Origin of the sequence: Jiangella muralis, assembly GCF_001270745.1 — a bacterium.
Lineage (GTDB): Bacteria > Actinomycetota > Actinomycetes > Jiangellales > Jiangellaceae > Jiangella > Jiangella muralis.
On the sequence record NZ_LFXL01000039.1, the window covers coordinates 14,567 to 39,570 of the forward strand.

A 25,004-nucleotide genomic window follows, 5' to 3' on the forward strand; every position below is an offset into this window, starting at 1 on the left:
CGGCGCCGGCGCCGGCCCGCGACTGGCGGGCCGGCGCCGGACGTCGGCTGTCAGCGATGGTCAGGACATGGACCACGACATCCGGGTGGATGCCGCGCGTCCGACGTCGCTGCGGGCGGCGGTGTTGAGGATGTCGCGGCGCTCCCTGGCGGTGAGCACGCCGTCGGTCACCAGCTGGCTGGTCACCTCCCCGGCGTGCCGCACGAAGGCGCCGTGGCTGGCCCACTCGCCGTCGTCGAGGATGAGGTCGTTGACCGTGCATCCGCCGTCGAGGACGTAGCTGGGTACGCCGCTGTCGAGGTCGCCGATCATGACGGTCTCCCGCGGGTCCGGCTCCGGGCAGTCGCCCGGGTCGCCGTCGCCGATGGTGAACTCGACCGTCTGCCAGTCCTCGGTGTGACCGGCCACGTCCGTCGACCGGAACTCGACGGCGTGGTCGCCGGGCTCGGTGACGGTGATCGGCTCGGTGTAGGCCACCGGCTCCTCCGTGCCGGCCATCCGGTACTGCGTCGCGGCGACACCGGACGTGGCGTCCTGCCCGTTCAGGGTCACCGTCACCGGGCCGGTGTAGACGTAGCCGGACTGCTCGCCGGCCAGCGACGCCGTGCTGGTGGGCGCCGTCTGGTCGATGAGGAACTCGATCTCCTCGATCCCGGTCTCCACCGGCGGCTGGCCGGTGGACGGCGTCACCTCGAACTTCGCGACCATCCCGGCCCAGGTCGTGGGATCGGCCGGGTTGGGCCGGTTGGAGTGCGGCGTGCAGTACACGTAGTACGTGCCGACCTCGGCCGCGTCGTAGAAGAACGGGTCGTCGACCCAGTCGTCGCCGAGCGGACGGGACGCCAGCACCGCACCGTTCTCGTCGGTGATCACGACGTCGTGTGCGTACCCGGGGACCAACTGGAACTTGACGGTGTCGCCCTGCGCCACGCTGAAGTCGGTCTCGCTGAATCCGAAACCGCCCGAGCCGACGAGGATCTCCTTCTCAGTCGGCTCGCCGCCGCTGCCGGGCACCACCGCCTTGTAGTCGATGTTGTAGACGCCGTCGGCGTCGAACGGCACCGGCTCGGTCCAGGTGCGCCATTCCGTCTCGTCCGTCCGCGGCCGCCAGAACAGCTCTGCGTCCGCGTTGTTGGACTCGAGGCCGAGCGTGACCGGCGAGACGTACCAGCCGTTGGCGCCGTCGGGCTCGGGCGGCGTCAGCGACGCGTCGACCGTCAGCTCGTCCTCGACCTCCTTGATCCAGACGTTGCGGAACTCCACGCTCTCACCGGCCGCCTGGCCCGACGAGTGGTTCTGCAGACCGACGTAACCCTCCAGGGGGCGGGTGCCGTCGCCGGTGAAGTTGGTGACCTCGACGCCGTTGAGCGTGACGCGGTACTCCTGGCCGATCACCTCCATCTCCATCGTGTTCCACTCGCCGATGGGTTTGGTGGCCAAGGGGTCGGCCGGTGCGAAGTTGTAGATCGCGCCGGTCCGGGTATTCGGGTTGTCGGTGGCGTCGTAGATCTGCACCTCGTGGCCCTCGTTCACCGGCCGGCCGGGGTCGCCCTGCGGGTCGGGGAAGCGGAGGAACACGCCGGAGTTGTCGGTCGGCGCCTTGACCCGGAAGTCGACCCGCATCACGTAGTCGGAGAACGTCTTCTGGTCGTACCAGAGCAGGCCCATGCCGCCGTGCGGCTCGAGCAGCCCGCACTCGTCGATCTCGAAGCCGCCCGGACCGGCCATGGTCCAGCCGTCCAGCGTCTCGCCGTCGTACAGCGGCACGAAGCCCGCCGGCGGCGTCTCCGGCTCGGGGCACTGGGTGTCGCCGAGCTCCTTGATCCAGATGTCGCGGTAGAACACGTTGTCCGACACCCGGTTGTTCTGAATGCCGACGAAGCCGGAGGCGAGGTCGCGCCCGGATCCCGCCGGATTCTCGTACTCGTTGACCAGCACGTCGTTGATCCAGACCCGGACCATCGGGTCCTCGACCTCGATCTCCATCTCGTTCCACTGGCCGGCGACGGTCGGGAACGACGTCGGCGCCTGGAACGTGTAGATCGAACCGGTCTTGGACTTGTCCTGGGCACCCGGCGAGCCGCCGGTGTCGTCGATCTGGATCTCGTAGCCCTCGCGCACCGCGACGAACGGGTCGTCACCGGGGTCGGGGAACCCGAAGAACACACCGGAGTTGTCGTCCACGGCCACGGCCTTGAAGTCGAGATGCAGCCGGTAGGACTCGAACTCCTCCTCGTGCCACAACATCCCCAAGCCGGCCGGATCGCCGATCGACTCGAGAGCACACGAGCCGGCCCGCTCCCCGTCCGGGACGACGGCGAACCCGCCCGGCCCGGACTGGTTCCAGCCGGTCAGCGTGGCGCCGTCCCACAGCGGCCGGTACCCGTCGTCGACCGCCGGGGCGGCACACGCGGGCTCCTCCGGGACGCACAGCGAGTAGTCGGAGAACGTCGCGGTCAGCGGGGTCGTGATCTCGCTCGGACCATGGGCGGCGAAGAAGCCGAACTGGGGCGCCTCGTACTGCGAGATCGGCGCCGGTCGCCCGACGTTGACCCAGGTCACGCCGTCGAGGGAGTAGGCAGCCCGCACGTTCTCACCGTCACCGCTCAACCGGAGGTGCAGCGTCCGCGGCGCATCGGTGATGGTGGGGTTGTCGACCCCGCCCTGATAGCGGATCTCTCCGTTCTGGTGGAAGAGGTACTCCATCCGCCCATTGACCGCGGTGCCGTACGGCGGGAAGTAGGCCGCCTTGGTGAAGTTCTGGTCGTCGGAGTAGATGATGAACCCGGCCTGGTCGTGACTGACCGACTCCGCCGGTAGGTCGACGGTGACCTTGGCCTCCCAGCGCCCGTCGGGCACCGGAGTCATGATCATGTTCTGCGCGGTGGTGTTGATGTTGCCGCTCAGGTGGTTGCTGATCATGTCGCCCTGCAGCATGTCGATCTCGAGGGCGCCGTCGGTCTGCCGGTAGCCGGCCGCGTTCTCGCGCACGATCGTCGGCCACAGCTCGCGGTCCAGCTCGGTACCAGCGAAGTCGTCGGTCACGCACTGCCCGGGACCGGTGTCGGGCACATAGTCGACCCGGTACAGGCCGGCGTTCGGGTTGTCCCCGAACGAGCCGCCCTCCAGCACGTACAGCGAACCGTCCGGGCCGAACTCGCCGTCCATCAGGCCGGACCAGGTCTGGCCGGGCATGAAGTCGTCGATCGCCTCGACCTGCTCGTTCGCATCCAGCGAGACCGTCTTCACGTGGCCGCGGTGGAAGTCGAGCAGGAACCAGCGCCCGTCGTAGTGCTCGGGGAACTTGGTGTCGGACTGCAGCGCCGCGTCGTAGCGGTAGACCGGGCCCGACATCGGGCCACCCGCGCCGGAGCCCATGTTGAGGAACGGCTCCGGGATCGGGTTGATCTCCTGCGCCGGCCAGCCGACCCACGACTCGGGCCAGCCCGCCCAGCTGCGCGGGTAGTAGATCGTCGCCGGCGTCACCGGCGGGAGCTGGTCCAGCCCGGTGTTGTTCGGCGAGTCGTTGACCGGGCCGTTCTCGCAGTCGTAGAAGTCACCGAGCGGCTGGTTGGTCGCGTAGTCCCACGGCCGGTACGGGTAGTTGTTCCCGATGCAGAACGGGTACCCGAAGTTGGCCGCCTCGGACGTCGCCATGTACTGGTCGAAGCCCCACGGGCCGCGCTCGGTCCACTCGCCCAGCCGGTCCGGGCCGTAGTTGCCGATGTGCAGCCGGTCGGTCGCGGGGTCGAGCGAGATGCGGAACGGGTTGCGGAACCCCATGGCGAAGATCTCCGCCCGGGTCTTGCCGCCGCCGTCCTCGTCGCCGGTGAACAGGTTCCCGTCCGGAATGGTGTACGTGCCGTCCGGCTGCGGGGTGATGCGCAGGACCTTGCCGCGCAGGTCGTTCGTGTTGCCGGAGGTCCGGCGGTCGTCGTTGTACCAGTGCGTCGGGCGGCTGTCGAGCGGCGAGTACTGCTGGTTGAGGTCCGGCGGCGACTCGTCGCCGGTGCTCAGGTACAGGTTGCCGGCGGAGTCGAAGTCGACGTCACCGGCGACGTGGCAGCAGTTCGTCTTGTTGTACGGAACCTTCAGCATGACGATCTCGGATGCGACGTCGAGCTGGTCGCCCTCGACGTGGAACCGGGACAGGTAGTGCGCGTTCTCGGCGCGGCTGGTGTAGTACACGTACATCCAGCCGTTCGTCTCGAAGTCCGGGTCCAGGGCCAGGCCCAGCAGGCCGCCCTCCTGGTTCTTCGACCCTTCGAAGTCGGGGTTCTGCGGCAGCGGGTGGTCGTCGAAGACGTCCAGTTCCGCCACCACGCCCACGTGCCCCATGCCTGGGTGATACACGCGGATGACGCCGTCGCGGCTGGTCATGTACACCCGGCCGTCGTCGGCGATGTCCATGTTCATCGGCTGCGAGATCCCGGGTGCCACCGGCACCTTCTCGAACTGGTCGGCCGCCGACAGTTCGGCGAACGTCGCGTCGGGGTTCTCGGCAGCCCCGGCCGGCTGCGCGGCGGCCGGGGCACTGACCATGACTGACATCAACAGAGCCAGGAAAAGTAGTAACGCTGCGGATCGCTTGCCCAACATGGCATCCTCCCGGGCGGGGTACCGGTCGATGTGAAATAGCGCCGTGTTGATTCGCTGGTCGCCGTCATGACTTCCAGATGGAAGACGTGCTGCTCCCCGTGATCCGGATTCCGCGGAATCGCATCCGGAACGCGGGCGGTCGACCGCTGGCACCGATGCCGGTCGGTAACGCAACGGGTGTGCTCGTCAGGCGAGAACGCAGGTGTGGTCGGGTGTGCCCGAGCCGACGGGGCGCCGCGCGTCTCCGGAGTCGCGCCGCGCTGTCGCTGGCCGCCCCGCCGCACGCCTGATGGCTCGCGTTGGACCGTGCCTAGACTTAGTAAGGAAGCCTTCCTCACTATGTAACGTAAGATCACTATGTTGGTACGACACGTCGGTGTCAAGGGGTGGCTGTGACACAACTCGGACATGGAAGCGGCCCACAGGTCCTACGTCTCATGAACTGCGCGGCGGTCCTCGCCGCCATCCGCGCCGCGGGCACTGCCCGCGTCACCGAACTCGTCCGGGCGACCGGCCTGTCCCGCCCCACGGTCACCGCGGCGGTGTCGACGCTGATGGCCGACGGCTGGGTCGAGGAGACCGAGGCGCCCGAGATCGACGCGCCGCGCATGGGCCGACCCGCGCGCGTGCTCAGATTCCGCGCCGACGCCAGGCACGTCCTCGGCATCGACGTCGGACCACACCGGATCTACTGCGCCGTCGCCGACCTCAGCGGGACCGTCGTCGCGCACGCGCGTCACGACGTCGCCGTGGCGAGCACCCACGCGCAACTGCTCGACCAGGTCGAGTCGACGATGCGCAAGGCGCTCGCCACGGTGCCGGTGCGGCTGCCGGACCTCGCGGCGGTGGGCATCGGCACGCCCGGCATCGTCGACGACCAACGCGGCGCCGTCGTCCAGGCGCCGTCCGTGCCCGGATGGAGCTCGCTCGAGCTCGGCAGCCTGATCCGGCAGAGCCTCGACTGCCCCGTGCGGGTCGAGAACGACGTCAACCTCGCGGTGATGGCCGAGCGGTGGAACGGCAGCGGCGGCAACGCCGAGAACCTGATCCTCGTGCAGTGGGGCGCCCGGATCGGCGCGGCCGTGCTGATGGAGGGACAGGTACATCGCGGTGCCCATGGGGCGGCCGGCGAGATCGGGTTCCTCGAACTCGAGGAGGAGCCGCAGGGGACGCAGGCGGACGGGCTCGGCCCGCTGGAGTCCGCCGTCGGGACGGCGTGGATCCTGCAACGCGCGCGCAGCCTCGGCGACGACGAGAGTCCCGACGCCGCCGCCGTCCTCGTCGCGGCCGCCGGTGGTGATCCGCGGGCGCTGCAGGCGATCGACGAGGCCTGCGCCAGGCTGGCCCGCGGCCTCGCCTCCTTCGTCTCCGCCATCGATCCCGAACTGGTCGTGATCGGCGGCAGCATCACGCTGGCCGGCGACACGATCCTGGCCGGGCTGCGACGCCACCTGAGCCGGCGCGCGCTCGTGCAGCCGCGGCTGGAGCTGTCCCGGCTCGGTGACGACGCGGTCGCGCTCGGCGCCGTGCGGCTCGCCCTCGCCGACGCCGAACGGCGCCTGCTCGACGTCTACGCGACGTCGGCGGCCGAGCACCCGTGACGGCTGCCTTGCCTTGACGCGCGCGTCAAGGATTACCGTCGAGGCATGCGAATCGGCGACCTCGCGCAACGCGCCGGCACCACCACCCGGGCGCTGCGGTTCTACGAGTCACAGGGCCTGCTGATGGCGCAACGCGCCCCCAACGGCTATCGCGAGTACGACGAGGACGACCTGCGGCTGGTCACCGAGATCCAGACGCTGCAGGACATCGGCTTCAGCCTCGACGACACCCGTCCGTTCGTGGAGTGCCTGCGCTCCGGGCACGCCTCCGGCGACTCCTGCGCGGACTCGATCGAGACGTACCGGCGCAAGCTCGCCGAGGTCGACGGCTACCTCGACCGCCTGACGGCGATCCGCGCCGGCATCCAGGCCAAGCTCGACGACGCCCAGGCACGGCAGCAGGGAGACCACGCATGACGCTCACCGTCACCACCGAGACGTTCGACCACGAGGTGCTGCGCAGCGACCTTCCCGTGCTGGTCGACTTCTGGGCCGAATGGTGCCCGCCGTGTCACATGATCGCGCCCATGCTGGACCAGTTGGCCGGTGAGCTCGAGGGCACCGTCGCCATCCGCAAGATCAACAACGACGAGCACCCCGAGGTCGGCGCACGATACCGCGTCATGTCCCTGCCCACCCTCATGCTGTTCGTCGACGGCGAGCCGGTGCAGGCGCTGGTCGGGGCGCGGCCGAAGGCCCGGCTGCTGAAGGAGCTGGAGGACGCGCTCTCGCGCTAGCTGAGTGAGTCCGTTTGGTCGGGTGGACGGTTCGCCGTTGTCCCGCAGTGCGCCGCTTTGCGGCAGTGGGCCGTCCCCCTGCTGCCCATTTTCTCAGCCGCGGACCGCGCCTCAAGCGGAGCCCAACGGCGCTTCGCGCGGCGATGACCGCTTGACCCGCGGCACCGCGGCCCCGGGCGCTATCAGGGGGACGCGGGAAGTGCGGGCAGAGGCCCGCCCCGGGTGCACCGTTCGCCTGGCCGATGTCTGTTGGCCGTTCGTGCCGGTGCACCGTTGGGTTTGTCCTCGACTCCCGGAGCCGTCTTCGATGGCGGGAGTCGTGTTCCGGGCGCCGTTGGACGATTCTGGCCATCGAAGACGTCCCAGGCCGTCGACGTCACTCGCGTGGTGGGCACCTCACCCGCCGCAGCAACGAATGAGAGCCGTCGGCGGCGGTTATGCGGTGCTGGCGCGGGTGAGGTGCATCCGCCGCGCGTGAAGTGGCCGCCCCCCACCCCCGGGTGGCTGTTGATCATGGGCACATCGGGGTTCCCAGCGACCGGGAACCCCGATTTCGCCATGATCAACTCGGGCGGGTGGGTGTGCCGTGGCGGACCCCCGCCGCGCGAAGCGCCCACTCGGGTCCACTTGAGGCGCGGTCACGCGGCTAAGAAAATGGGCGCCAGGGGGACGGCCAACCTGCGGCCACCGACGAACGCGGCGACGTCAGGCCAACGCGAATCAGTCAGCCAGCGAGGTTGGCCTCGGACCACCGAGCCGGTGGGGGGTGAGGTACGCAGACCGGCGGAACCGTGACCGGCGCGTCCCCTTTGCACGATCCCCACCTCACTGTGTGGATCCGCTGCGCCGAGTGGGGTCGATCACTGTTGCCCTGACGACAGCGACGCCACCCGCCACGCACAGTGATCTCGCATCGATCACGCAGCGATCCCACACCGTTGCGCCATGCCTGCGGGGCGCCGCCACCGGCTGCAAAACTCGGTTCGAGTGTCGGAGTTTCGGAGACCAAGCGGAATTAGGGGATGTACGGGTCCCACCAGCCGGGCTCGGGGTCGGTCTGCTCGACGACGTCGACCCATTGGCCGGCCGGGTCGACCAGCCCGAAGCGGCGCTGCCCCCACGGCTCGTCGGTCAGCGGCAGGGCGAACCGCACGCCGCCGGCTCGCAGCGCCTCGTATTCGGCGGCGACGTCGGTCACTTGGACGGTGAGGAACGCGCCGTCGCCGGTGTGCGGGCCGGGCGACGGCGGTGCCGACGGGTGCTCCGGGCGCATGAACGCGACCGCGACGCCGCCGCCGTCCAGCAACACGAACCAGTCGGCCTCGAACACGACGGCGAAGCCGAGCCGGCCGGCGTAGAAGTCGCGGCACTCGCGCAGCCGGTCCGTGACGACGACGGCGTACCCGCCGACCACCCGCATGGGCCCTCCTTCAGCGCCGCAGCCCGCGGACCGCCCAGGCGCGCGCCGTCAGTGAGATCGAGCCGTCGGCGGCGACCGGCAGCCGGGCCCGCACCGCCGCGCGGATCGCGTCCTGCCGCGACGGCGGGAGCGTGGCCAGGTAGCCGGGGGCGGCGCCCTGCCCGCCGAGGAATGGGCGCCAGTAGTCGTCGAACGACGCGAACGATGTCGGGATCTCGATGGATCGGACGTCGACGTCGGCCAGGCCGGCCGCCAGCCACAGGTGCACCAGTGGTTCGGGCCGGCACAGCGGGAACCGGGCGCCCTCGTCCAGACCGGCGACGTCCGGGTCGACGTCCGCGGCGGCCGCCCAGAAGTGCCGCATGAGCTGCATGCCGTCGGCGTAGTCCCACACGTACGCGGCCACGACGGCGCCGGGCGCGGCCACCCGGACGAACTCCGCGGCGGCCGCCGCCGCGTCGGGCACGAAGTTCAGCGTCAGCCCGCTCACCACGGCATCGGCGGCGCCGTCGGCGACCGGCAGCGCCGCGGCGTCGCCGGCCTCGAACGTCGCGGCCGGGACCTGCTCGCGGGCGGTGCCGAGGAACCCGGTGGACGGGTCGACGCCGAGGACGGAGGCGGGCGCGGCCAGCGTCAGCACGGCCTCGGTCAGTGCGCCGGTGCCGCAGCCGACGTCGATCCACCGAGCGCCGCCGGGGACGTCCAGCCAGGGCACGAACGCGGCGGCGACCCGGCGGCTCCACCGTCCGACGTACGCCTCATAGGCGTCGCCCTCGGCCCAGACGTCCGGCGCCATGAGCCGACGATACGACCAGCCGGGCCGATAAAGTGACGGACGAAGGCCACGGATCGGGGGAATCGGGTATGCGCCGTCGCATCATCGTCACCGTTTCGGTGGTGGTGGCCGCGGCGTTGAGCCTGGGCGCGGTGCTCTGGTTCGGCATCGTCCCGCACTGGCGGCCGGCGCTGGAGAACGGCGAGCGCTACGGCATCGACGTCTCCGCCCACCAGGACGAGATCGACTGGGATGCCGTCGCCGGCGACGGCATCCAGTTCGCCTACATCAAGGCCAGCGAGGGCCAGGGCTGGGTCGACGAATGGTTCGATGAGAACTGGGCCGGCGCCGCCCGGGCCGGGCTCGACCGCGGCGCCTACCACTTCTTCACGCTCTGCGCACCGGGCGAGGCACAGGCCGAGAACTTCCTCGCCGTCGCGCCGCCCGACGACAACGCCCTGCCGCCCGTCATCGACCTCGAGCTGACCGGCAACTGCAGCGACCGGCCGCCGGCCGACCGGGTCGCCGCCGAGGTCGACGCATTCGTGCAGCTGGTCGAGCGGGCCTGGGCCCGCGACCTGCTGTTCTACGTCCGTCCCGACTGGGACGACGTCTACCCCGTCCGCGACGGCCTGGACCGCCGGCTCTGGGACTACCGTTTCTTCCGTCGCCCCACCGACGAACGCTGGCACGTCTGGCAGGTCAACACGTTCGCCCGGGTCGACGGCATCGACGGGCCGGTCGACCTCGACATCATGCGCAACGTCGAGTAGCGGTGTGCCGGGTTTGCCCCGATGTGGGCGCGGGAAGAGTGGACTACTGACACGCAGCCTGCCACCCGAAGGGATCCGGCATGATCGTGCTCGGACTGATCCTCATCATCGTTGCCGCGGCAGCGGTGGTCGTCGCCGTCATCGCCGGTGGCGACAGCGTCACGCTCAGCGCGTTCGACGTCGATCTCGACTCGCCGGTCTGGGGCGTCTTCGCCGCGGGCGTCGCCGCCGGCCTGCTCCTCATGCTCGGGATCCTGGCCATCGTTGCCGGGGTGAACCGCTCGCGGTCGCGGCGCGAGGAGATCGAGTACCTGCGCGAGCAGGTCGCCCGCCACGAGCGCAAGACCGGCCGCGAGGCCGACGAGCCCGAGGTGAGCGACTGGCTCGGCCAGGCCCACCGCGCCGCAACCGGGACCGGGACCGCCAGCCCGGCCGAGCCGGTGGCCCGCTCGGGCGCGACGTCCGGCGCCGCGCCGCTGTACCGGCAGGGCTGACGGCGCTCAGCCCACGCTCGCCCCGAGCCCGACGGCGTCGGCGATGGCCGGCGCGATCGCCGGCGAGAACGGCGGGCCCCACGGCACGTGCGCCACGAACACCGGGACCCGCTCGACCAGCTCGCCGGCCTGCTGGAACTGCCGGTCCAGGATCTCCGGGTCGGTCCAGCCGAGCAGCCGCGGGAACCGCAGCAACGTGATCAGCGCGTCCATGGCGCCCATCCGGGTCAGCTCGATCGACGCGCGCTCCCGGTCGGGCAGCGGGAACACGATCCCGGCCAGCGGCACCCGGTCGGCCCGCGACGGCGCCACGCTCAGCGCGTCGCGGGCGTCACTGGTGAGCCGGCTGGACGGGGCGACGGCGAACTGCTCGACCAGCTCGGCGGCGGACTTGCGCAGCCGCAGCTCCGTCGCGCCCAGCCGGCAGACCGGCCGGCCGTCACCGTCGTCGTCCAGGCAGAGGACGTCGTCGGTGATCAACGCGCCACCGGCCGCGCACATCAACGTCGCCATCGTCGACTTGCCCATGCCGGAGCGGCCGACGAACGCCACCGCGCCGCCGCCGACCTGCACGGCACTCGCGTGCAGCACGACGTCGCCGCGCACCGTCACGAGGAACGACAGCAGTGCCCCGGCGGTGAGGATCCCGGCGATCCCCGGGTCGGCCCCCTCGACGACGTGCACCCGCACCGAGCGGCCGTCCGGCGCGACGACGAAGTCGCAGGTCCGATAGAACCGCAGCAGCCAGCCGCCGTCGGCCACCTGGGTGAACGTGTAGTACGGCTGGTCGGTCTCCAGGTGCGCCAGCACCCGTCCGGCCGGCGCGTGCGTCGTCAGCGGCACCGGGTCGCCCCACCGGATATCGACGTCCGGCTCCCTTTCCGCCGCGACGGCCCGTTCCTGGTGCAACGGGACCTCCGAGGCCACCCGAAGCCCGTAGAGCAGCTGCCGCTCCGTCCTCATCGTGTCCCGCCCATCGCCTCGAACGTCCGGTACGTGGCCGCGCCGACCGGGTCCAGGCTGACGCCGTCGATCTCCAGCCACGCGTGCGCCTGGATCCGGCCCTCGACCTTCGCGACACCGACCCGCAGCACCGGCTTCCGGCGGCGCAGCACATGCCCGCTGACCAGCGCGCGACGCAGACAGGTGTCGCCGAACGGCCAGTGCCGCAGCACGCGCCAGGCGGCACGCAACCGCCGCCGCTCGGTCTCGGACAGCCGCGCCGTCGCATCGCCGGCCGGCATCAGCGGCGACTCCTGCTCCAACCCCAGCGGGGCGCCCAGCCAGGCGGCCAGCCGCGGCAGCCGCGCGACCCGCAGGCCGATCTCGACCGTCGCGGCGATGACGGTGGCCGCCCAGACGGACGGCCACTCGCGCAGCGGTACGGCCCGGACCAGCGTCAGGGGATTCCTCATTCGGTACCTCGCGGAGGGCTGGGCTGCGCGGCCAGCCAGGCCTGCTGCAGCAGCGTGCCGGACAGGGTCGAGGGCCGGTCGGACAGCCAACCGGCCCGCAGCGCCTCGGGATCGACGAGTTCGGCGTCCACGCCCGAGCCGTCCCAGTCGCGGGCGAACGCGCGTGTCGGCTCGCCCATGTAGGCGCGGTCGAAGCTGGCCTTGCTGGACCGGCGCAGGATCTCGTCGGGCAGCACATCGGAGAAGAGGATGCGCATCAGCGCGGTGCGCCCGGCGAACCCCCACCGGCCGCCGAACCGGGTGAGCGCGGCCAGGAACCCGGTGTCGAGCAGCGGATGCCCGACGGCGACGTCGAACTCGGCGCCCAGCGCGGCATAGTTGGCGACGACGGCGTCGACGGCGCGGCGGTGCCGCACCCACCACAGCGACCGGTCCCACGCCAGCGGCTCGGACCCCTCGTCGGCGGCGAGCAGCCGGCGGTGCCGGCGGGCGACCGCCGGACGCAGCCACGGCTGCTGGGCGTCGCCAGTCATCTGGCGGCGCACCCGGAACGCGCGCACCGGGCCCGGCGCCAGCGCGGCGGCGGTCGCGGCCAGCAGTTCCGGACGGGGCCGACGCCGCTTGCGCACCAGCAGCGTCACCGGCGTCGTGCGGCGCGGCCCGATGATCTCGTCGCCGCCCTCACCGGTGAGGACCGACCCGCCCGCGACGGTCTCGAACAGCCGGTCCTTGACGTGGAACGGCGGCGGCCAGAGCACGCCGCGACGCAGCAGGCTGGCCCGTGCGCCGTCGCCCAGCAGGTCGCTCTCGCCCCGGATCGGCAGCCGGACCCACTCGGTCAGACCGAGGTGATCGACGACCAGCCGTTGCCAGTCCGCCTCGTCGGCGTCGGGAACGTCCGGGTAGACCTCGGTGACGGGGACCGGGTCGGCGTGCCCCTCACGCCGGGCCAGCGCCGTCGCGGCCGCCAGGATGGCCGACGAGTCCCGCCCGCCGGAGAACGAGACGAAGCAGGGCGCGCGCAGCAGCGCCGCGCGCAGGGCGTCGTCGAGCGCCTCGCGTGGAGTCGCGGCCGTCTCCGGATACGGTGCCACCGGCAACGAGCCGTGCACCCAGGACGTGGCGATCTCGAACGAGGAAAGCCGGAAATAGCGCGGTGTGGAATGCGCCGGATCGGCGCCCATTCGCACTGCGGCGGAATGTAGATTCACGCGATGCTCCCCCGACACCACGAGCGAGACACGGCGGAGTCACCGATGACCGGACGACTCCGCCGTGCCCCTGGTTGACGGCGTCAGGAGAGGCCGCCACCGCCCGGCGGCTTGTCGTTCCCCCACTTGAACCAGAGGAACTGGTCCGACGAGCCCTGGCCGCCCTGCGCGAGTGTCAACTCACGGACGGATCCGACCTCTTCCAACACGGGTGGCTGATACGCCATGGCCGTGCCCCCCTTCTACGGAGCCTCACTTGCGGAGGCGATAACGGCAGCGCATCCACCAACGCGCTGCCTTCTAACAGGCCGAGATCGTACCGCCGGAATGCCGTTGTCGGAGGCTTTTGCGCTCATTTCCTCGATCAACCGTTTCCGCCCGGTCCGTTCCGGCCGACCGGGGGCGTCAGGACAGCACGCCACCGGGGTCGTTGTTGTAACGGAACCACTGGACCTGGTCGGATCGACCGCGACCGCTCGCGGCGAGTGTGAGCTCGCGGACCGAGCCGATCTCCTCGAGCGTCGGTGCTTCGTAGGCCATCAGAGCCCCACTTTCGTTTCTGCGGATGGATGAACTGCCGGACCGGCGGTATTCGCCGCCGGGACGGACACTAGGAATCGGCGGTGTCGAGAAGGTTCCGCTCGCGCAGCATGGCGACGAACGTCTCGGTATCCGCCGTGGCTTGGTCGGCCGGAATGCCGTACTCCTCGACGAGGCCGTCGGCGAGTTCCGCGGTGGTGCGTTCCTCGGACAGCAGCCGCATGATGGTCGAGCCCGCGGCGTTGGTCTTCAGATACGTGGACGACGAGAGATCCAGAATGACCGTCTCACCGTCGATCTCGCGCCAGCTGACGCTATTGGTGCGCAGTTTCATCGGCCCCCCAAGAATCCTGCTATGGCGAACTGTAGCGCACCTTCGCTCAGCTCGCCGAGGTGATCATGCCGGCGCCCACGGTGCGGTTGGTGGCCTCGTCGATGAGGATGAAGCCGCCGGTCTGCCGGTTGCGGCGGTACTCGTCGGCGAGCAGCGGGACGGTGGTGCGCAGCCGCACGCGGCCGATGTCGTTGAGGCCGAGTTGCGTGGCGGTGTCGTCGCGGTGCAGCGAGTTGACGTCGAGGCGGTACTGCAGTTCCTTCACCAGCGCCCGTGCCGACCGCGTGGTGTGCTTGATGGCGAGCTTCTGCCCCGGCGCCAGCGGCGTCTCAGCCATCCAGCAGACCATGGCGTCGATGTCCTGCGCGACCGCCGGCTGGTTGTGCGGACGGCAGATCATGTCGCCACGGGAGATGTCGATCTCGTCCTCCAGCCGGACGGTCACCGACATCGGCGCGAACGCCTCACCCACCGGGCCGTCGGCGGTCTCGATGCCGGCGATGCGGGTGGTGAACCCGCTGGGCAGCACCATGACCTCGTCGCCGGCCTTGAGGACGCCGCCGGCGACCTGGCCGGCGTAGGCGCGGTAGTCGGTGCGCTGCAGCGACTGCGGCCGGATGACGTACTGCACAGGGAAGCGGACGTCGACGAGGTTGCGGTCGCTGGCGATGTGCACGTGCTCGAGGTGGTGCAGCAGCGACGGCCCCTCGTACCACGGCATGTTCGGCGACCGGCTGACGATGTTGTCGCCGTGCAGGGCGGAGATCGGGACGACGGTGAGGTCGGGGACGTCGAGCTTGGTCGCGAACGAGGAGAATTCCTTCTCGATGCCCTCGAACACCTCCTGCGACCAGTCGACGAGGTCCATCTTGTTCACCGCGAGCACGAGGTGCGGCACCCGCAGCAGCGACACCAGGAAGGCGTGCCGGCGGCTCTGCTCGACCATCCCCTTGCGGGCGTCGACCAGCACGATGGCGAGGTCGGCCGTCGAGGCGCCGGTGACCATGTTGCGGGTGTACTGGATGTGCCCGGGGGTGTCGGCGATGATGAACTTGCGCCGCGGCGTGGCGAAGTAGCGGTACGCCACGTCGATGGTGATGCCCTGCTCGCGCTCGGCCCGCAGGCCATCGGTGAGCAGCGAGAGGTCGGTGTACTCGTCGCCGCGTTGCTGGCTGGTGCGTTCGACGCTCTCCAGCTGGTCGGTGAAGATCGCCTTCGAGTCGAACAGCAGCCGCCCGATCAGCGTGCTCTTGCCGTCGTCGACGGAGCCGGCGGTGGCGAACCTGAGCAGGTCCATCAGAAGTAGCCTTCCTTCTTCCGGTCCTCCATCGCGGCCTCGCTGACGCGATCGTCGCCCCGGGTGGCGCCACGCTCGGTGAGCCGGGTGGCGGCGACCTCCTCGATCACCTTCTCGACGGTGTCGGCGTCGGAGCGCACCGCCGCGGTCAGCGACGCGTCGCCGACGGTGCGGTAGCGGACCGTCGTGACGAACGTCGTCTCGCCCTCGCGTGGGCGGCAGAACTCGTTGTTCGCGAACAGCATGCCGTCGCGCTCGAACACCTCGCGCTGGTGCGCGTAGTAGATCGACGGGACGGCGATCTCCTCGCGCTGGATGTAGTGCCAGACGTCCAGCTCGGTCCAGTTCGACAGCGGGAACACCCGGATGCTCTCGCCCAGGTGGATGCGGCCGTTGTACAGGTTCCACAGCTCCGGGCGCTGGTTCTTCGGGTCCCACTGGCCGAAGTCGTCGCGGAAGGAGAACACCCGCTCCTTGGCCCGTGCCTTCTCCTCGTCGCGGCGGGCGCCGCCGAACAGCGCGCTGAACCGGTGCTTCTCGACCGCCTCCAGCAGCACCGGCGTCTGGATGCGGTTGCGCGAGCCGTTCGGCTCCTCGGCCACCAGCCCGCGCTCGATGGCGTCGGGCACGGACGCGACCACGAGGTTGACGCCCAGCTCGGCGACCCGGCGGTCGCGGAACTCCAGCACCTCGGGGAAGTTGTGCCCGGTGTCGACGTGCATGACGGGGAACGGCATCGGGGCCGGCCAGAACGCCTTCTCGGCCAGCCGGAGCATGACGATGGAGTCCTTGCCCCCGGAGAACAGCAGCACCGGGCGCTCCAGCTCGGCGGCGACCTCGCGGAAGACGTGCACCGCCTCGGCCTCGAGATAGTCGAGCTGCGAGAGCTGGTACTCGTGGATCGTCATGCGGACCTCACGGGTTCGGCGACGGCGGCCAGGAGCGCGTCGGCGAGCTCCGGGCGGGCGACGAGCAGGTCGGGGAGGTACGGGTCGGCCTCGTTGTACCGCAGCGGCGACCCGTCGACGCGGCTGGTGAAGAGGCCGGCGGCGCGGGCGACGGCCACCGGCGCGGCGGAGTCCCACTCGTACTGGCCGCCGGCGTGGACGTACGCGTCGGCCTCGCCGCGCACGACGGCGGCGACCTTGAATCCGGCCGAGCCCATCGGCGCCAGCTCGGCGCCCAGGGCGGCCGCGGCTCGCTGGGCGGCGACGGGCGGACGGCTGCGGCTGACGGCGATGCGCGGCGGCGCACCCTCGGCCGGGCCGGGCGGGACGACGGCGGCGGGGTCGCTGGTCAGCGTGGCGCCGAGGCCGGGCAGCGCGACGGCGCCGGCGGCCAGCTCGCCGTCCTGCCACAGCGCCACGTGCACCGCCCAGTCGTCGCGGCCGTCGCCGAACTCGCGGGTGCCGTCGAGAGGGTCGATGATCCAGACCCGTCGGGCGGTCAGGCGCTCGACGGTGTCGGGCGCCTCCTCGCTGAGGACGGCGTCGCCGGGCCGCTGGTCGGCCAGCGCGGCGGCGAGGAACCGGTGCGCAGAGCGGTCGCCCGCGTCGCGCAGCGCCTGAGTGCCGGCGGCCGGATCGTGGTCGCGGCGCAGCGCGAGCAGCAGCGCGCCCGCCTCGGTGGCGAGGCGGGCGGCCAGGATCGCGTCAGTGGATGCCACGGATCTCCTCGAAGCCGGTCTCGAACGACCCAGCCTAGGGTGAACCCGCCCGGAATCACTCGCTCGCCCATCATCCGAGACGCCGCGTCCAGCATCCGGGCATCCCGGGAGAGTGCCCCTAGCGCCGGTCGGCGCGGTGCGGAACGACGTCGCACGTCTCGTGGAACCAGGTGAGCAGGCGATCCCCGAGCTCCGCCCGCACCTGGGCGAGGCCGGGATCGTCGATCCGGTTGACCAGTTCTCCCGGGTCGGCGCGGAGGTCGTAGAGCTCGTCCTTCTCGTAGAGCCTGCGGACGTACTTGTGGTCCCGGGTCCGGCACATGACGGCCTTGGTGTGTTCCGGACCGGGGCCACGTTGGAGCTCGAGCCGGGGCCAGTACCGGCTGTCCTCCGGCCGGCCGCCCGGCGGGGTGCTCTGCAACTCCATCGCCTGCTCCTCGCCGGCGAGCCGGCCGCCTTCGCTGAACACCGCGTCCCGGTGGTCGTCAGCCGCGCCGGTGAGGAGCGGAACCAGCGACCGGCCGAAATGGGTGTGCTCGGGCGTCAACCCGACCAGATCCTCGATCGTCGCCGGCACGTCGACCAGCTCGACGAGGGCGTCGGCGATGCCGGGCCGCACCGGTGTCGACCTCGGCGGCTTGATCACCAGCGGCACGCGGGTCAGGCAGTCCTCGAACGTGTTCTGGGTCTTCTCCACCAGCCCGTAGTCACCGGTGAAGTCCCCGTGATCGGGAAAGACGAACACGGCTGTGTCGTCGTAGCTGCCGGCGCGGCGCAGCGCGTCGAGGACCAGCCCCAGCTGGTGATCGACCCGGGCGCACATGCCGTAGTAGGTGGCCCGCAGTTCGGTCCACTGATCGTCGCTCCAGGCCTCGAGCCGCTGCCGGTCGCGGATACCTGAGAGGATGCTCGGCTTGCCGGCCCACTCCGGCTCCGGACGCCGGTCCGGCATCGCGGCGCGATCGATCATGGAGAACCACGGGTCCTCGACGGCGTACGGCGGGTGCGGATACGTCAACGGCAGGTAGACGCAGAACGGCTGGTCCCGGTCCCAGGACGTGATGAGGTCGATCGCCGCCTGGACGTGCGCCCAGTCGCTGTCCGGGTACGAGTGCCCGTCGGGGACGTCGAGCCTGCCGACGTGGAAGCCGTAGAGGTCGGGCGTGCTCGCCGGGTCCCGCCGCGGGCCGAACATCGGCAGGGTGTCCGGCGGCACGGCGTGCTTGACGTCGCAGTAGTCGTCGAAGCCGTTCTGGGCCGGGACGAGGTCGTTCTTGCCGCCCCACCAGACGAAGTAGCCCGCGTCGCGCAGCGACCGGAGCAGGTTCGGCTCGTCGGGCTGCAGCATGTGATGCATGGTGCGATGCCCGCGCACATGCGGATACCAGCCGGTCATGAACGAGCACCGCGACGGTGTGCACACCGGGTTCTGGGCGAAGGCGCCGGTGAAAGAAACGGCGTCCTCGGCGGCCAGCCGATCGAGCGTCGGTGTCACCGCGGCCGGGTTTCCCGCGTGGCCGAGGACGTCCCCGCGCCATTGGTCCGGGTTGAAGATCACGAGGTTCGGCGGACGCGTCGGACGGTGGGTCATGTCGCCTCCCGGACCAGCGGACGCAGCGCCCGCTCGTAGGCGTCGGCGTAGCGGACCATCCCCAGGTCGCTGGGGTGTGACCCGTCGGTGGTGGCCTCGCCGTCGTCGCCCAGCAGATCGTCGCCCTCCAGGTAGCGCAGGTGCTCGACCCCGTCCTGACGGAACCGCCGGAACGCGTCGCGGAGGGCCTGCCGGCGCACATCGTGCTGGTCCCGCGTCACCGGCGACAGCCAGGCCCGCTGGAGGGTGCGGTCCTCGACCAGCACGATGGGCGTCCCGGGCCGCGCTTCTCGCAACGTGCGCACCAGTGGCTCGGTGCGCTCGGCCACCTGCGCCGCATTCATGTTGGGCAGGCAGTCGATCACGTACACGACGGGGTCGAGCTCGGCCAGGAGCTCCACGACCGGTGCATCCATGCGCCCCGAGGCCGCGAATCCGAGGTTGACCGTCGGCACCCCCAGGCGGCGGCCGACCTGTGCCGTGATCGCCATCCCCGGCCGGGACGCGCAGGACCCATGCATGATCGACGTTCCGTAGAACACGATCGGCTTGTCGGTGCGCGGCGCCACCGGGGTGAACGTCGCGTCGGCCGCCACCCCGAGCTCCAGGCGCAGGACCTGGTTGCGCAGCGGCAGGTGCAGCGTGTAGTCGTGCGCTCCCGGTGCGAGATCCGACACCAGGCCGTAGTCCACCGTGAGACCGGTCAGCCACGGAATCTCCGGTCGGGCCGTGGCCACCCACCGGTCCCGCCCGGTGTCGTCGCGGGCGTACAGGTCGACGCCGCTGGAGCCGGTGGCGGCCATCGTCGCCCTGGTGATGCGCTCGTCCCCGAGCGTGTAGCGGACCCGCACGACGGGCGAGTCGGTGCTGAACCGGGCGAGCAGGCCCGCCGACTCACGGCTGAGCAGCCAGACCGGCTCCGGCACGGTCTCCCGTGCCCTGGCCGGGAACCGGTCGTAGTAGGACGCGGTGTCGTCCCAGGCCCGGCCCTCGACGCCCCACTCGGAGACGTCGTACCAGGTCAGTTCGTCTCCCATCAGCGACCCACGCCCGAGGTGGCCGCAGCCCGCGTGATGCCGCCCGCCTGCCGGTCGTCGATGGTTCCGTCGTCGACGAGGCCGCTGAGGACGTCGTCGACGTGGCGGACGAAGGCGCCCTGGCTCGGCCAGACCTGCTCGTCGGCGATGAGGTCGTTGATCGAGCAGCCGACCTCATCGATCTGGTTCGGCACCCCGGTGTCGGCGCCGCCCACCACGACGGTCGCGCGGCGATCGTCCAGCCGGACGGCGTCGACCATCCCGAGGTTGGGAGTGCCGACCGGACGCACCGCGGTGTCCAGGTCCGGATCCAGCAGGAAGGGGATGACGGCCCGCATCCGCTGGCCGAGCAACACCTGCGCGAACCCGCCGCCGATCTCCTCGACCTCGACGCCATGGGCGGCGAGACGCTCGCCGACGGTGTGCGACGTCCACTCCTCCCCGGCCCGCTCCCCGATGAGGGTGCCGTTCTCGCGGAGGGCGAGCTGCTCGTCCGTCAGGCGATAGCCGCACGGCGGCGGGTCCAGCGACACGGTGTTCCGCTCGTTCCGCGGCGGGTGGAACGGCGGCTCGTAGGCTCCGTCGAGGTAGACGGGTCCGTCGTTCGCCTCCTGCCGCGTTTCGGCGGCGGTGATGGCCGCCCGGATCGCTTCGAGGTTCTCGTGGTGGTAGTCGAGAAGGGTGTGGAACGACCACAGCTGCGTGTAGACGCGCCGCCGCAGGTTCGGCGGCGAGTTGGTCGGTGCTTCCGGCCGGGTCACCGACGAGCCGCTCGGAGTCTCGAGCAACTGCCCCATGGCGTTCTTCAGGCCGGCGACGTTGTGCAGCCAGTTCTCCCAGTTGTCGTAGCCCCAGCCGTCGTAGGGAAGGAGCGACCAGCCGGCCGCGTGACCGGCGGTGAAATGCCAGCCGAGCGTCAGGTCGTCCTGGCTCAGCCGCCACAGCGGCTCGTCGACGTTCAGGCTGCGCGGCCACATCGGCGCGGTGTCCGCACCGGCCGGCGCTTCGTGTGCGTCGACGACGAGGTCGGGCCGGTGGTCGCGGATCACCTCGGCCAGGGCGAACGACTCCGGGTGCCGCAGGGGCAGGTTATCCCGATTGAGGTCCTGATCCGCCGCGTTCGTCCGCCGCCCGACGGCCTGGCCGTCGGGATTGGCGGTCGGGTTGATCAGGACGGTCGTGCGGTCGAGCACGGCGGTGACCCACGGGTCGTCCGAGTACGCCAGCTCGCGGAGCAGGATCAGGCACGCCTCGCGCCCGGACCGTTCGGCCCCGTGCACCGTGCAGCTGATGAGGATCGACGGCTTGTCCGCTCCCCCGTCGCCGACGACGGCGAGGTGGATCGGCCGTCCCTCGTAGGTCTCGCCGATCGTCTCCAGGCGCACCCGGTCGCTTCCGGCCGCGATCGACTCCAGGACACCCATCTCCTCCGCGTGGGAGGTCCACGACGCCGCGTTGCTGCGTTCGAACCCCGTCTGCAACTCCGGCGGCGCCGTCACGGCCTCGGTCTCACCGTCGACCGGCGCCGACCACTCTCCGGCGACGCCGTCGGTGACGGCGCGCACCCGCCAGCGGTAGCGCTCGCCCAGGGCGAAGCCGGAGTCGGCGAAGGTCGTGACGCCGGCCGGTTCGCCGTCGGCGCCGACGTGACGGTCCGGCAGCCATCGGCCGACGACCGCTCCCGGGCCGTCCGGCTGGTCGCCGTCCATGGGTGTGCGTTCGATCTGGTACTCGTTCGCCGTCTCGACCGGGTCCCAGGCCACGGTCGCGAACCCGTACTCCTGCGTGACCGTCAGGCCGGTGGGGACGCCCGGCGGCTGCGGCGGATCGGCGGGATCGCTGAAGCGGACGGCGTCGGCGATGACGTAGGTCTGCGACGAGCCCGACGCGACGGCGTCGTTCACCACCAGTTCGACGTACTCGTCGCCGCTGCCGTCGAAGGGCAGCGAGTTGGGTCCCCGCTGCCAGTAGCCTCCGGCCTGCTGCTGATCGACCTCGAACGTGGTCACCTGGCCCGCGTGGTGGACCCGGTAGGTCACCGCCGGCGATCGCTGGTCGTTGCCGTGCGGCAGCCACACCGCGATGGCGTAGTCGCCGGCACCGGGGAGCTGCGGTTGCCACCGCGCGACCGGCTCGGCCGGACCGGGCCGCGCGTGCGAATAGTTGGCGCCGTAGTAGGCGGGGAGGGACGACGACCGGCTCCACGCATCGGCCGGGGTCAGGGCCGCTTCGGTGTTGTCGACCACGACGCTGGACTGCTGTGCGGCGCCGGCCGGCTCGTCCGCCGCGGTCGCGGTCGAGAGCCCGGCGGCCAGGAGGCCGGACATCGTGAGCAACGCGATCATCCGGTGCCGCATCATGAGTTCCTCCGTCGATGTGCGGGCCGGGCGGTCACCCAGAACTGGAGACTCTCCGGCGCCAGTGCGCAGGTGAGGGTCGGTCCCGACGCCGTTCCGAGGTCGGTGAAGCGCTGCTCGCGCGAGAAGCCGTGGCCGACGAGGCGGTCCGGCGCTCCGACGTCGATCGAGATCTCCGCCGGTTCGGCGGCCCCGTTGAGGACGACGACCCCGCGGCTGCCGTCCGGCGCCTCGAACGCCATGACCTTGTGATCGGGGTCGGCGGCGACGTCGCCCAGGACGGAGTACCGCACGGCGTCGTGCGGCATCAGCTTCACGAAGCCGGCGATGGGATGCCAGTTGATCCCGACGTAGTCCCAGTGGCCGACCTCGAGGTGGCCGTACTCGCCGCCGACAGAGTCGTCGGTCTCCGGCCGCCACACCCCGAGCGCGCGGGTCTCGCCGAAGTTGGAGTTCGTCGGCTGCAGCGCGTGCAGCCAGTACCAGGTCGGCGATCCGTAGTAGAGGAAGTGGAACAGGATGTTCTTCGCCGTGTTGACGAAGTCCGCCCCGTCGTCGCCCGAATAGGAGTACTCGGTGTTGACCAGCGGCCGGTCACCCAGGTTCCGCCAGGTGCCCCCCGGCTCGATCAGCGCCTCGGGATGGTGCGAGATGCCGCCGTTGTGCCACGACCAGGACTCCATGAGGCTCGACGCCTCGGCGTCGGGGGTGATCTCGTCGATCCAGGTATGGCTGTGCCCACTGTCCGGGCCGAAGATGTGCAGCTCCGGGTGGTCCGAGCGGATCCGCGGGGCGACGGCATTGAACGTGGTGACGTAGTCCGGCGGCGCGTAGTAGCACATCGAGTACGGGCCGGCGGACTGGTTCGGCGGGCGGTTCTGCGGCTCGTTCTGCAGCGACCAGGCACCTACGGGCACGCCGCGCGCCTTCAACGTGTCGATGTCCGCGGACATCGCGTCGGCCAGGTCGCCGAGGAAGGACGGGTCGTCCGCGGCGAGCTGCCCACCTAGCAGGCTGCCGGTGGATTTGAAGTACGGCGGCGGGGACCAGTAGGTCGGGGTCACCGTGGCACCGGAGCGCTGCGCCGACTCGGCGATGTCGTCGATCTGCCCCGGGTAGGCATCGAGGATCTGCCGGCCCTCGTCGTCGGTGCCTCGCAGGTACAGCCCCATGGCCAGGCGGATGTGCCGGAACCCGGTGAGCATCTCGTCGTACCACCGCTGCCGCTCGGAGTCGGTCAGCGACTGCGGGACCCGCTCGATGGTGCACGCCAGCTGGCCACCCGGCTGGAGGCAGTCGTAGAGGATCTCCACCCCGATGCCCTCGATGAGCTGCTGGGGATCGGTCCAGTCGACGCGGTAGCCGGCGGCGGAGGTCTCGGCCGCCGGCAGCAGCCGGACCGCGTCGGCGACGACATACCCGCCGGCGGAGCTCGCGAGCCGCACGTGGTGCCCCGCCGACGCGTCGATAGTGAACAGCCCGTCGCCCAGCCTGACCCAGTGGCATCCGGCGCCGCGCTGGTCGACGGTGATGGTGTCCTCGCCGCCGGCGTGCGCCACGGTGAAGGGGGCGCTGCTCGCGGCGTCGGCGGCACCGTGGGGGAACCAGACCCAGACGCTGAACTCGCCGCTCGTGCCGGGCGCCGGGGTGAACGTGGCCACGGCGTCCGCCCCGGGCTGGGCGACCATCGCGTCGTGCCCCCGGTACCCGGGCATGATCGCGGACGCGGTCCACTCGCCGGTGAACTCAGCGTCCGCGTGGTCGATGACGAGCTCGATGCTGGTCCCGGGGACGGCCGAGGCCTGGTACGACGCGCGCACCGCCGCACCGTCGGGTCCCGCGGCGCGCACGACGTAGTGGTGGACGAATCCGGGCTCCACGTCGCGGTCGATGTATGACGGCTCGGTGGTCTCGGCGACCGTCGTGAACGCCAGGGCCCGGCGTCCGACCCCGACGGCCCGTTGGACCTGGTAGGTCTCAGCGTCGTCGGTCGGATGCCAGGCGAGGTGCACGGCGCCGGCCGCCGCCGTCGCCACGAGCCCGTGCGGCGTGAGCAGCGGCGGCCCGGCCGGCCGGGCGACCAGCGGGTTCGTCGCGGGTCCCTCCCCGCCGGCGTTGGCGGCCGTCACGGTGAAGTGGGCGTCGACCCCGTTCTCCAGCCGGACGACCGTGAACGTGGTGCGCACGACCCGATCGGCCACCACGACGGACGTGCCACCGGACTCGTGGCGGCGCACGACGTAGTGACTCGCCCGCTCCACGGGTTGCCAGGTCAGGGTGACCTGCTGGTTGCCGGCCGTCGCGACCGGCGTGCCGGGCGCCTCGCCGGGCGGCGCTGGGCGCTGGACGTCCACCCGCGCCGACTGCGCGCCTTCGCCACCGGGTCCGGCGGCGGCCACCGTGTAGGTGAAGTCACCGGTGCCGGTGTCCTCGTCGAGATACGACCCGCCGAGCACGAGGCCGGCCACGACCTCGAGCGGCCCGGTGGGTGTGATGCTGCGCCGCACGACGTAGTAGTCGGCCTCGGCGGCGATCTCCCACGCGACCTCGATGCCACCGCCGACGACCCAGGTGGCCGCGACGTCGGCCGGCACCGCGGGAACGTACGGTTCCACGAACCGGGCGGCATCGGCGTTGACGTGCACCACCGGCGGCCGGGCGTCCGCCACCACCAACTCCACGTACTCCGAGCCGTCGGCGGCGAACGTCAACGGCCCGGTCGAGCCGCGCCAGTAGCCACCACCGATCGTCTGATCCAGCTCGAGCGTCGTCACCTGCCCCGCATGGTGGACGCGGTAGACGGCGGCGGTGGACCGGTTCCGGTCACCGTCGGGCAGCCACAGCTGGACGACGTACTCGCCGGGCGACGGAAGCTCCGGCGTCCAGCGGGCGACGGCCGTCGACGACGAGCTCCATGCGGAGTTCGCATAGTTCGTCCCGTAGAAGCCGTTCGCATAGCTCGACGTCGGCCACGAACCGGCGGGCAGGAGCTCGGCCTGCGGGTTGTCGACGACGACGTCGACGACCGCCGCGGCGTGCGCGGTGGGGAGGTTCTTCGCGAAGACGAGGGTCGTCGCGGCGGCGGCCGAGTAGGTGAGGAACCGGCGACGGCTGATGGCAGGAGGAAGCGGCTGGTGTTCCATGGCGGATCTCCCAT

The 25,004-nt window shown here is 71.2% G+C and carries 21 protein-coding genes; 5 read left to right on the top strand and 16 right to left on the bottom strand.

From position 1 onward, the window contains the following. Positions 1–60: 60 nt before the first annotated feature. The gene (locus tag ACW62_RS33450) at positions 61–4,542 is read right to left on the bottom strand and encodes a 3-keto-alpha-glucoside-1,2-lyase-like domain-containing protein (RefSeq protein WP_205629648.1); all 4,482 of its coding nucleotides are present in this window, start codon (positions 4,540–4,542) and stop codon (positions 61–63) included. Between the two features lie 494 nt (positions 4,543–5,036). On the opposite strand from ACW62_RS33450, the gene ACW62_RS27420 reads away from it, so the two are divergent. Genes ACW62_RS27420 through trxA form a run of 3 tightly spaced genes read left to right on the top strand, consistent with a single transcriptional unit; the run spans position 5,037 to position 6,937 of the window. Next, positions 5,037–6,200: an ROK family transcriptional regulator gene (locus ACW62_RS27420; protein WP_053207305.1), complete on the top strand. Its 1,164-nt coding sequence runs from the start codon at positions 5,037–5,039 to the stop codon at positions 6,198–6,200. A 45-nt stretch (positions 6,201–6,245) separates the two neighbouring features. Then, positions 6,246–6,617 (top strand): MerR family transcriptional regulator, encoded by a 372-nt coding sequence (locus ACW62_RS27425; RefSeq protein ID WP_053207306.1) that lies wholly within the window; start codon positions 6,246–6,248, stop codon positions 6,615–6,617. Further along, the gene (gene trxA / locus ACW62_RS27430) at positions 6,614–6,937 is read left to right on the top strand and encodes a thioredoxin (RefSeq protein ID WP_053207307.1); all 324 of its coding nucleotides are present in this window, start codon (positions 6,614–6,616) and stop codon (positions 6,935–6,937) included. Before ACW62_RS27425 ends, trxA begins: the two co-directional genes overlap by 4 nt. A 1,015-nt stretch (positions 6,938–7,952) precedes the next feature. Here the strand turns inward: trxA and ACW62_RS27435 are convergent. Further along, entirely contained in the window at positions 7,953–8,357 is a 405-nt protein-coding gene (locus ACW62_RS27435) for a VOC family protein (RefSeq protein ID WP_053207308.1), read from the bottom strand. Positions 8,358–8,367: 10 nt separating this feature from the next. Then, complete coding sequence (locus ACW62_RS27440) at positions 8,368–9,153, bottom strand: class I SAM-dependent methyltransferase (RefSeq protein WP_053207309.1); 786 nt, start codon at positions 9,151–9,153, stop codon at positions 8,368–8,370. 68 nt (positions 9,154–9,221) lie between these two features. Between ACW62_RS27440 and ACW62_RS27445 the strand changes: the two genes are divergently transcribed. Both ACW62_RS27445 and ACW62_RS27450 read left to right on the top strand, forming a co-directional pair. After that, positions 9,222–9,905 carry a GH25 family lysozyme gene (locus tag ACW62_RS27445; RefSeq protein ID WP_053207310.1) on the top strand — a complete coding sequence of 228 codons (684 nt, stop codon included), beginning with the start codon at positions 9,222–9,224 and terminating at the stop codon, positions 9,903–9,905. An 80-nt stretch (positions 9,906–9,985) separates the two neighbouring features. Continuing rightward, the gene (locus ACW62_RS27450) at positions 9,986–10,399 is read left to right on the top strand and encodes a hypothetical protein (RefSeq protein WP_053207311.1); all 414 of its coding nucleotides are present in this window, start codon (positions 9,986–9,988) and stop codon (positions 10,397–10,399) included. 6 nt (positions 10,400–10,405) lie between these two features. Here ACW62_RS27450 and ACW62_RS27455 read toward each other — a convergent pair whose 3' ends face one another. The 13 genes from ACW62_RS27455 to ACW62_RS27505 form a co-directional block, all read right to left on the bottom strand. Then, on the bottom strand, positions 10,406–11,362 hold the full coding sequence (locus ACW62_RS27455) for a hypothetical protein (RefSeq protein WP_053207312.1): 957 nt from the start codon (positions 11,360–11,362) through the stop codon (positions 10,406–10,408). After that, positions 11,359–11,814: a lasso peptide biosynthesis B2 protein gene (locus tag ACW62_RS27460; protein WP_053207313.1), complete on the bottom strand. Its 456-nt coding sequence runs from the start codon at positions 11,812–11,814 to the stop codon at positions 11,359–11,361. The genes ACW62_RS27455 and ACW62_RS27460 overlap by 4 nt, the downstream gene beginning before the upstream one ends. Then, the gene (locus ACW62_RS27465) at positions 11,811–13,025 is read right to left on the bottom strand and encodes an asparagine synthase-related protein (RefSeq protein WP_157575019.1); all 1,215 of its coding nucleotides are present in this window, start codon (positions 13,023–13,025) and stop codon (positions 11,811–11,813) included. Before ACW62_RS27465 ends, ACW62_RS27460 begins: the two co-directional genes overlap by 4 nt. 83 nt (positions 13,026–13,108) lie before the next feature. Further along, a complete protein-coding gene (locus ACW62_RS34385; RefSeq protein ID WP_141711665.1) occupies positions 13,109–13,252 on the bottom strand; it encodes a lasso RiPP family leader peptide-containing protein in 144 nt (47 codons plus the stop codon). 178 nt (positions 13,253–13,430) lie between these two features. Next, positions 13,431–13,565: a lasso RiPP family leader peptide-containing protein gene (locus ACW62_RS34390; protein ID WP_157575020.1), complete on the bottom strand. Its 135-nt coding sequence runs from the start codon at positions 13,563–13,565 to the stop codon at positions 13,431–13,433. A 70-nt stretch (positions 13,566–13,635) separates the two neighbouring features. Beyond that, positions 13,636–13,899, bottom strand: a complete 264-nt coding sequence (locus tag ACW62_RS27470) for a PqqD family protein (RefSeq protein ID WP_053207315.1) — start codon at positions 13,897–13,899, stop codon at positions 13,636–13,638. A 46-nt stretch (positions 13,900–13,945) separates the two neighbouring features. Beyond that, positions 13,946–15,196: a sulfate adenylyltransferase subunit CysN gene (gene cysN, locus ACW62_RS27475; RefSeq protein ID WP_053207316.1), complete on the bottom strand. Its 1,251-nt coding sequence runs from the start codon at positions 15,194–15,196 to the stop codon at positions 13,946–13,948. Further along, complete coding sequence (gene cysD, locus ACW62_RS27480) at positions 15,196–16,104, bottom strand: sulfate adenylyltransferase subunit CysD (RefSeq protein WP_053207317.1); 909 nt, start codon at positions 16,102–16,104, stop codon at positions 15,196–15,198. Before cysD ends, cysN begins: the two co-directional genes overlap by 1 nt. Then, complete coding sequence (locus tag ACW62_RS27485) at positions 16,101–16,862, bottom strand: 3'(2'),5'-bisphosphate nucleotidase CysQ (RefSeq protein WP_053207318.1); 762 nt, start codon at positions 16,860–16,862, stop codon at positions 16,101–16,103. The genes cysD and ACW62_RS27485 overlap by 4 nt, the downstream gene beginning before the upstream one ends. Positions 16,863–16,980: 118 nt before the next feature. After that, on the bottom strand, positions 16,981–18,453 hold the full coding sequence (locus ACW62_RS27490) for a sulfatase family protein (RefSeq protein WP_053207319.1): 1,473 nt from the start codon (positions 18,451–18,453) through the stop codon (positions 16,981–16,983). After that, positions 18,450–19,490, bottom strand: a complete 1,041-nt coding sequence (locus ACW62_RS27495) for an SGNH/GDSL hydrolase family protein (protein ID WP_053207320.1) — start codon at positions 19,488–19,490, stop codon at positions 18,450–18,452. Before ACW62_RS27495 ends, ACW62_RS27490 begins: the two co-directional genes overlap by 4 nt. After that, complete coding sequence (locus ACW62_RS27500) at positions 19,490–21,850, bottom strand: golvesin C-terminal-like domain-containing protein (RefSeq protein ID WP_083460227.1); 2,361 nt, start codon at positions 21,848–21,850, stop codon at positions 19,490–19,492. Before ACW62_RS27500 ends, ACW62_RS27495 begins: the two co-directional genes overlap by 1 nt. Continuing rightward, complete coding sequence (locus ACW62_RS27505; RefSeq protein ID WP_053207322.1) at positions 21,847–24,990, bottom strand: golvesin C-terminal-like domain-containing protein; 3,144 nt, start codon at positions 24,988–24,990, stop codon at positions 21,847–21,849. Before ACW62_RS27505 ends, ACW62_RS27500 begins: the two co-directional genes overlap by 4 nt. Positions 24,991–25,004 lie beyond the last annotated feature (14 nt).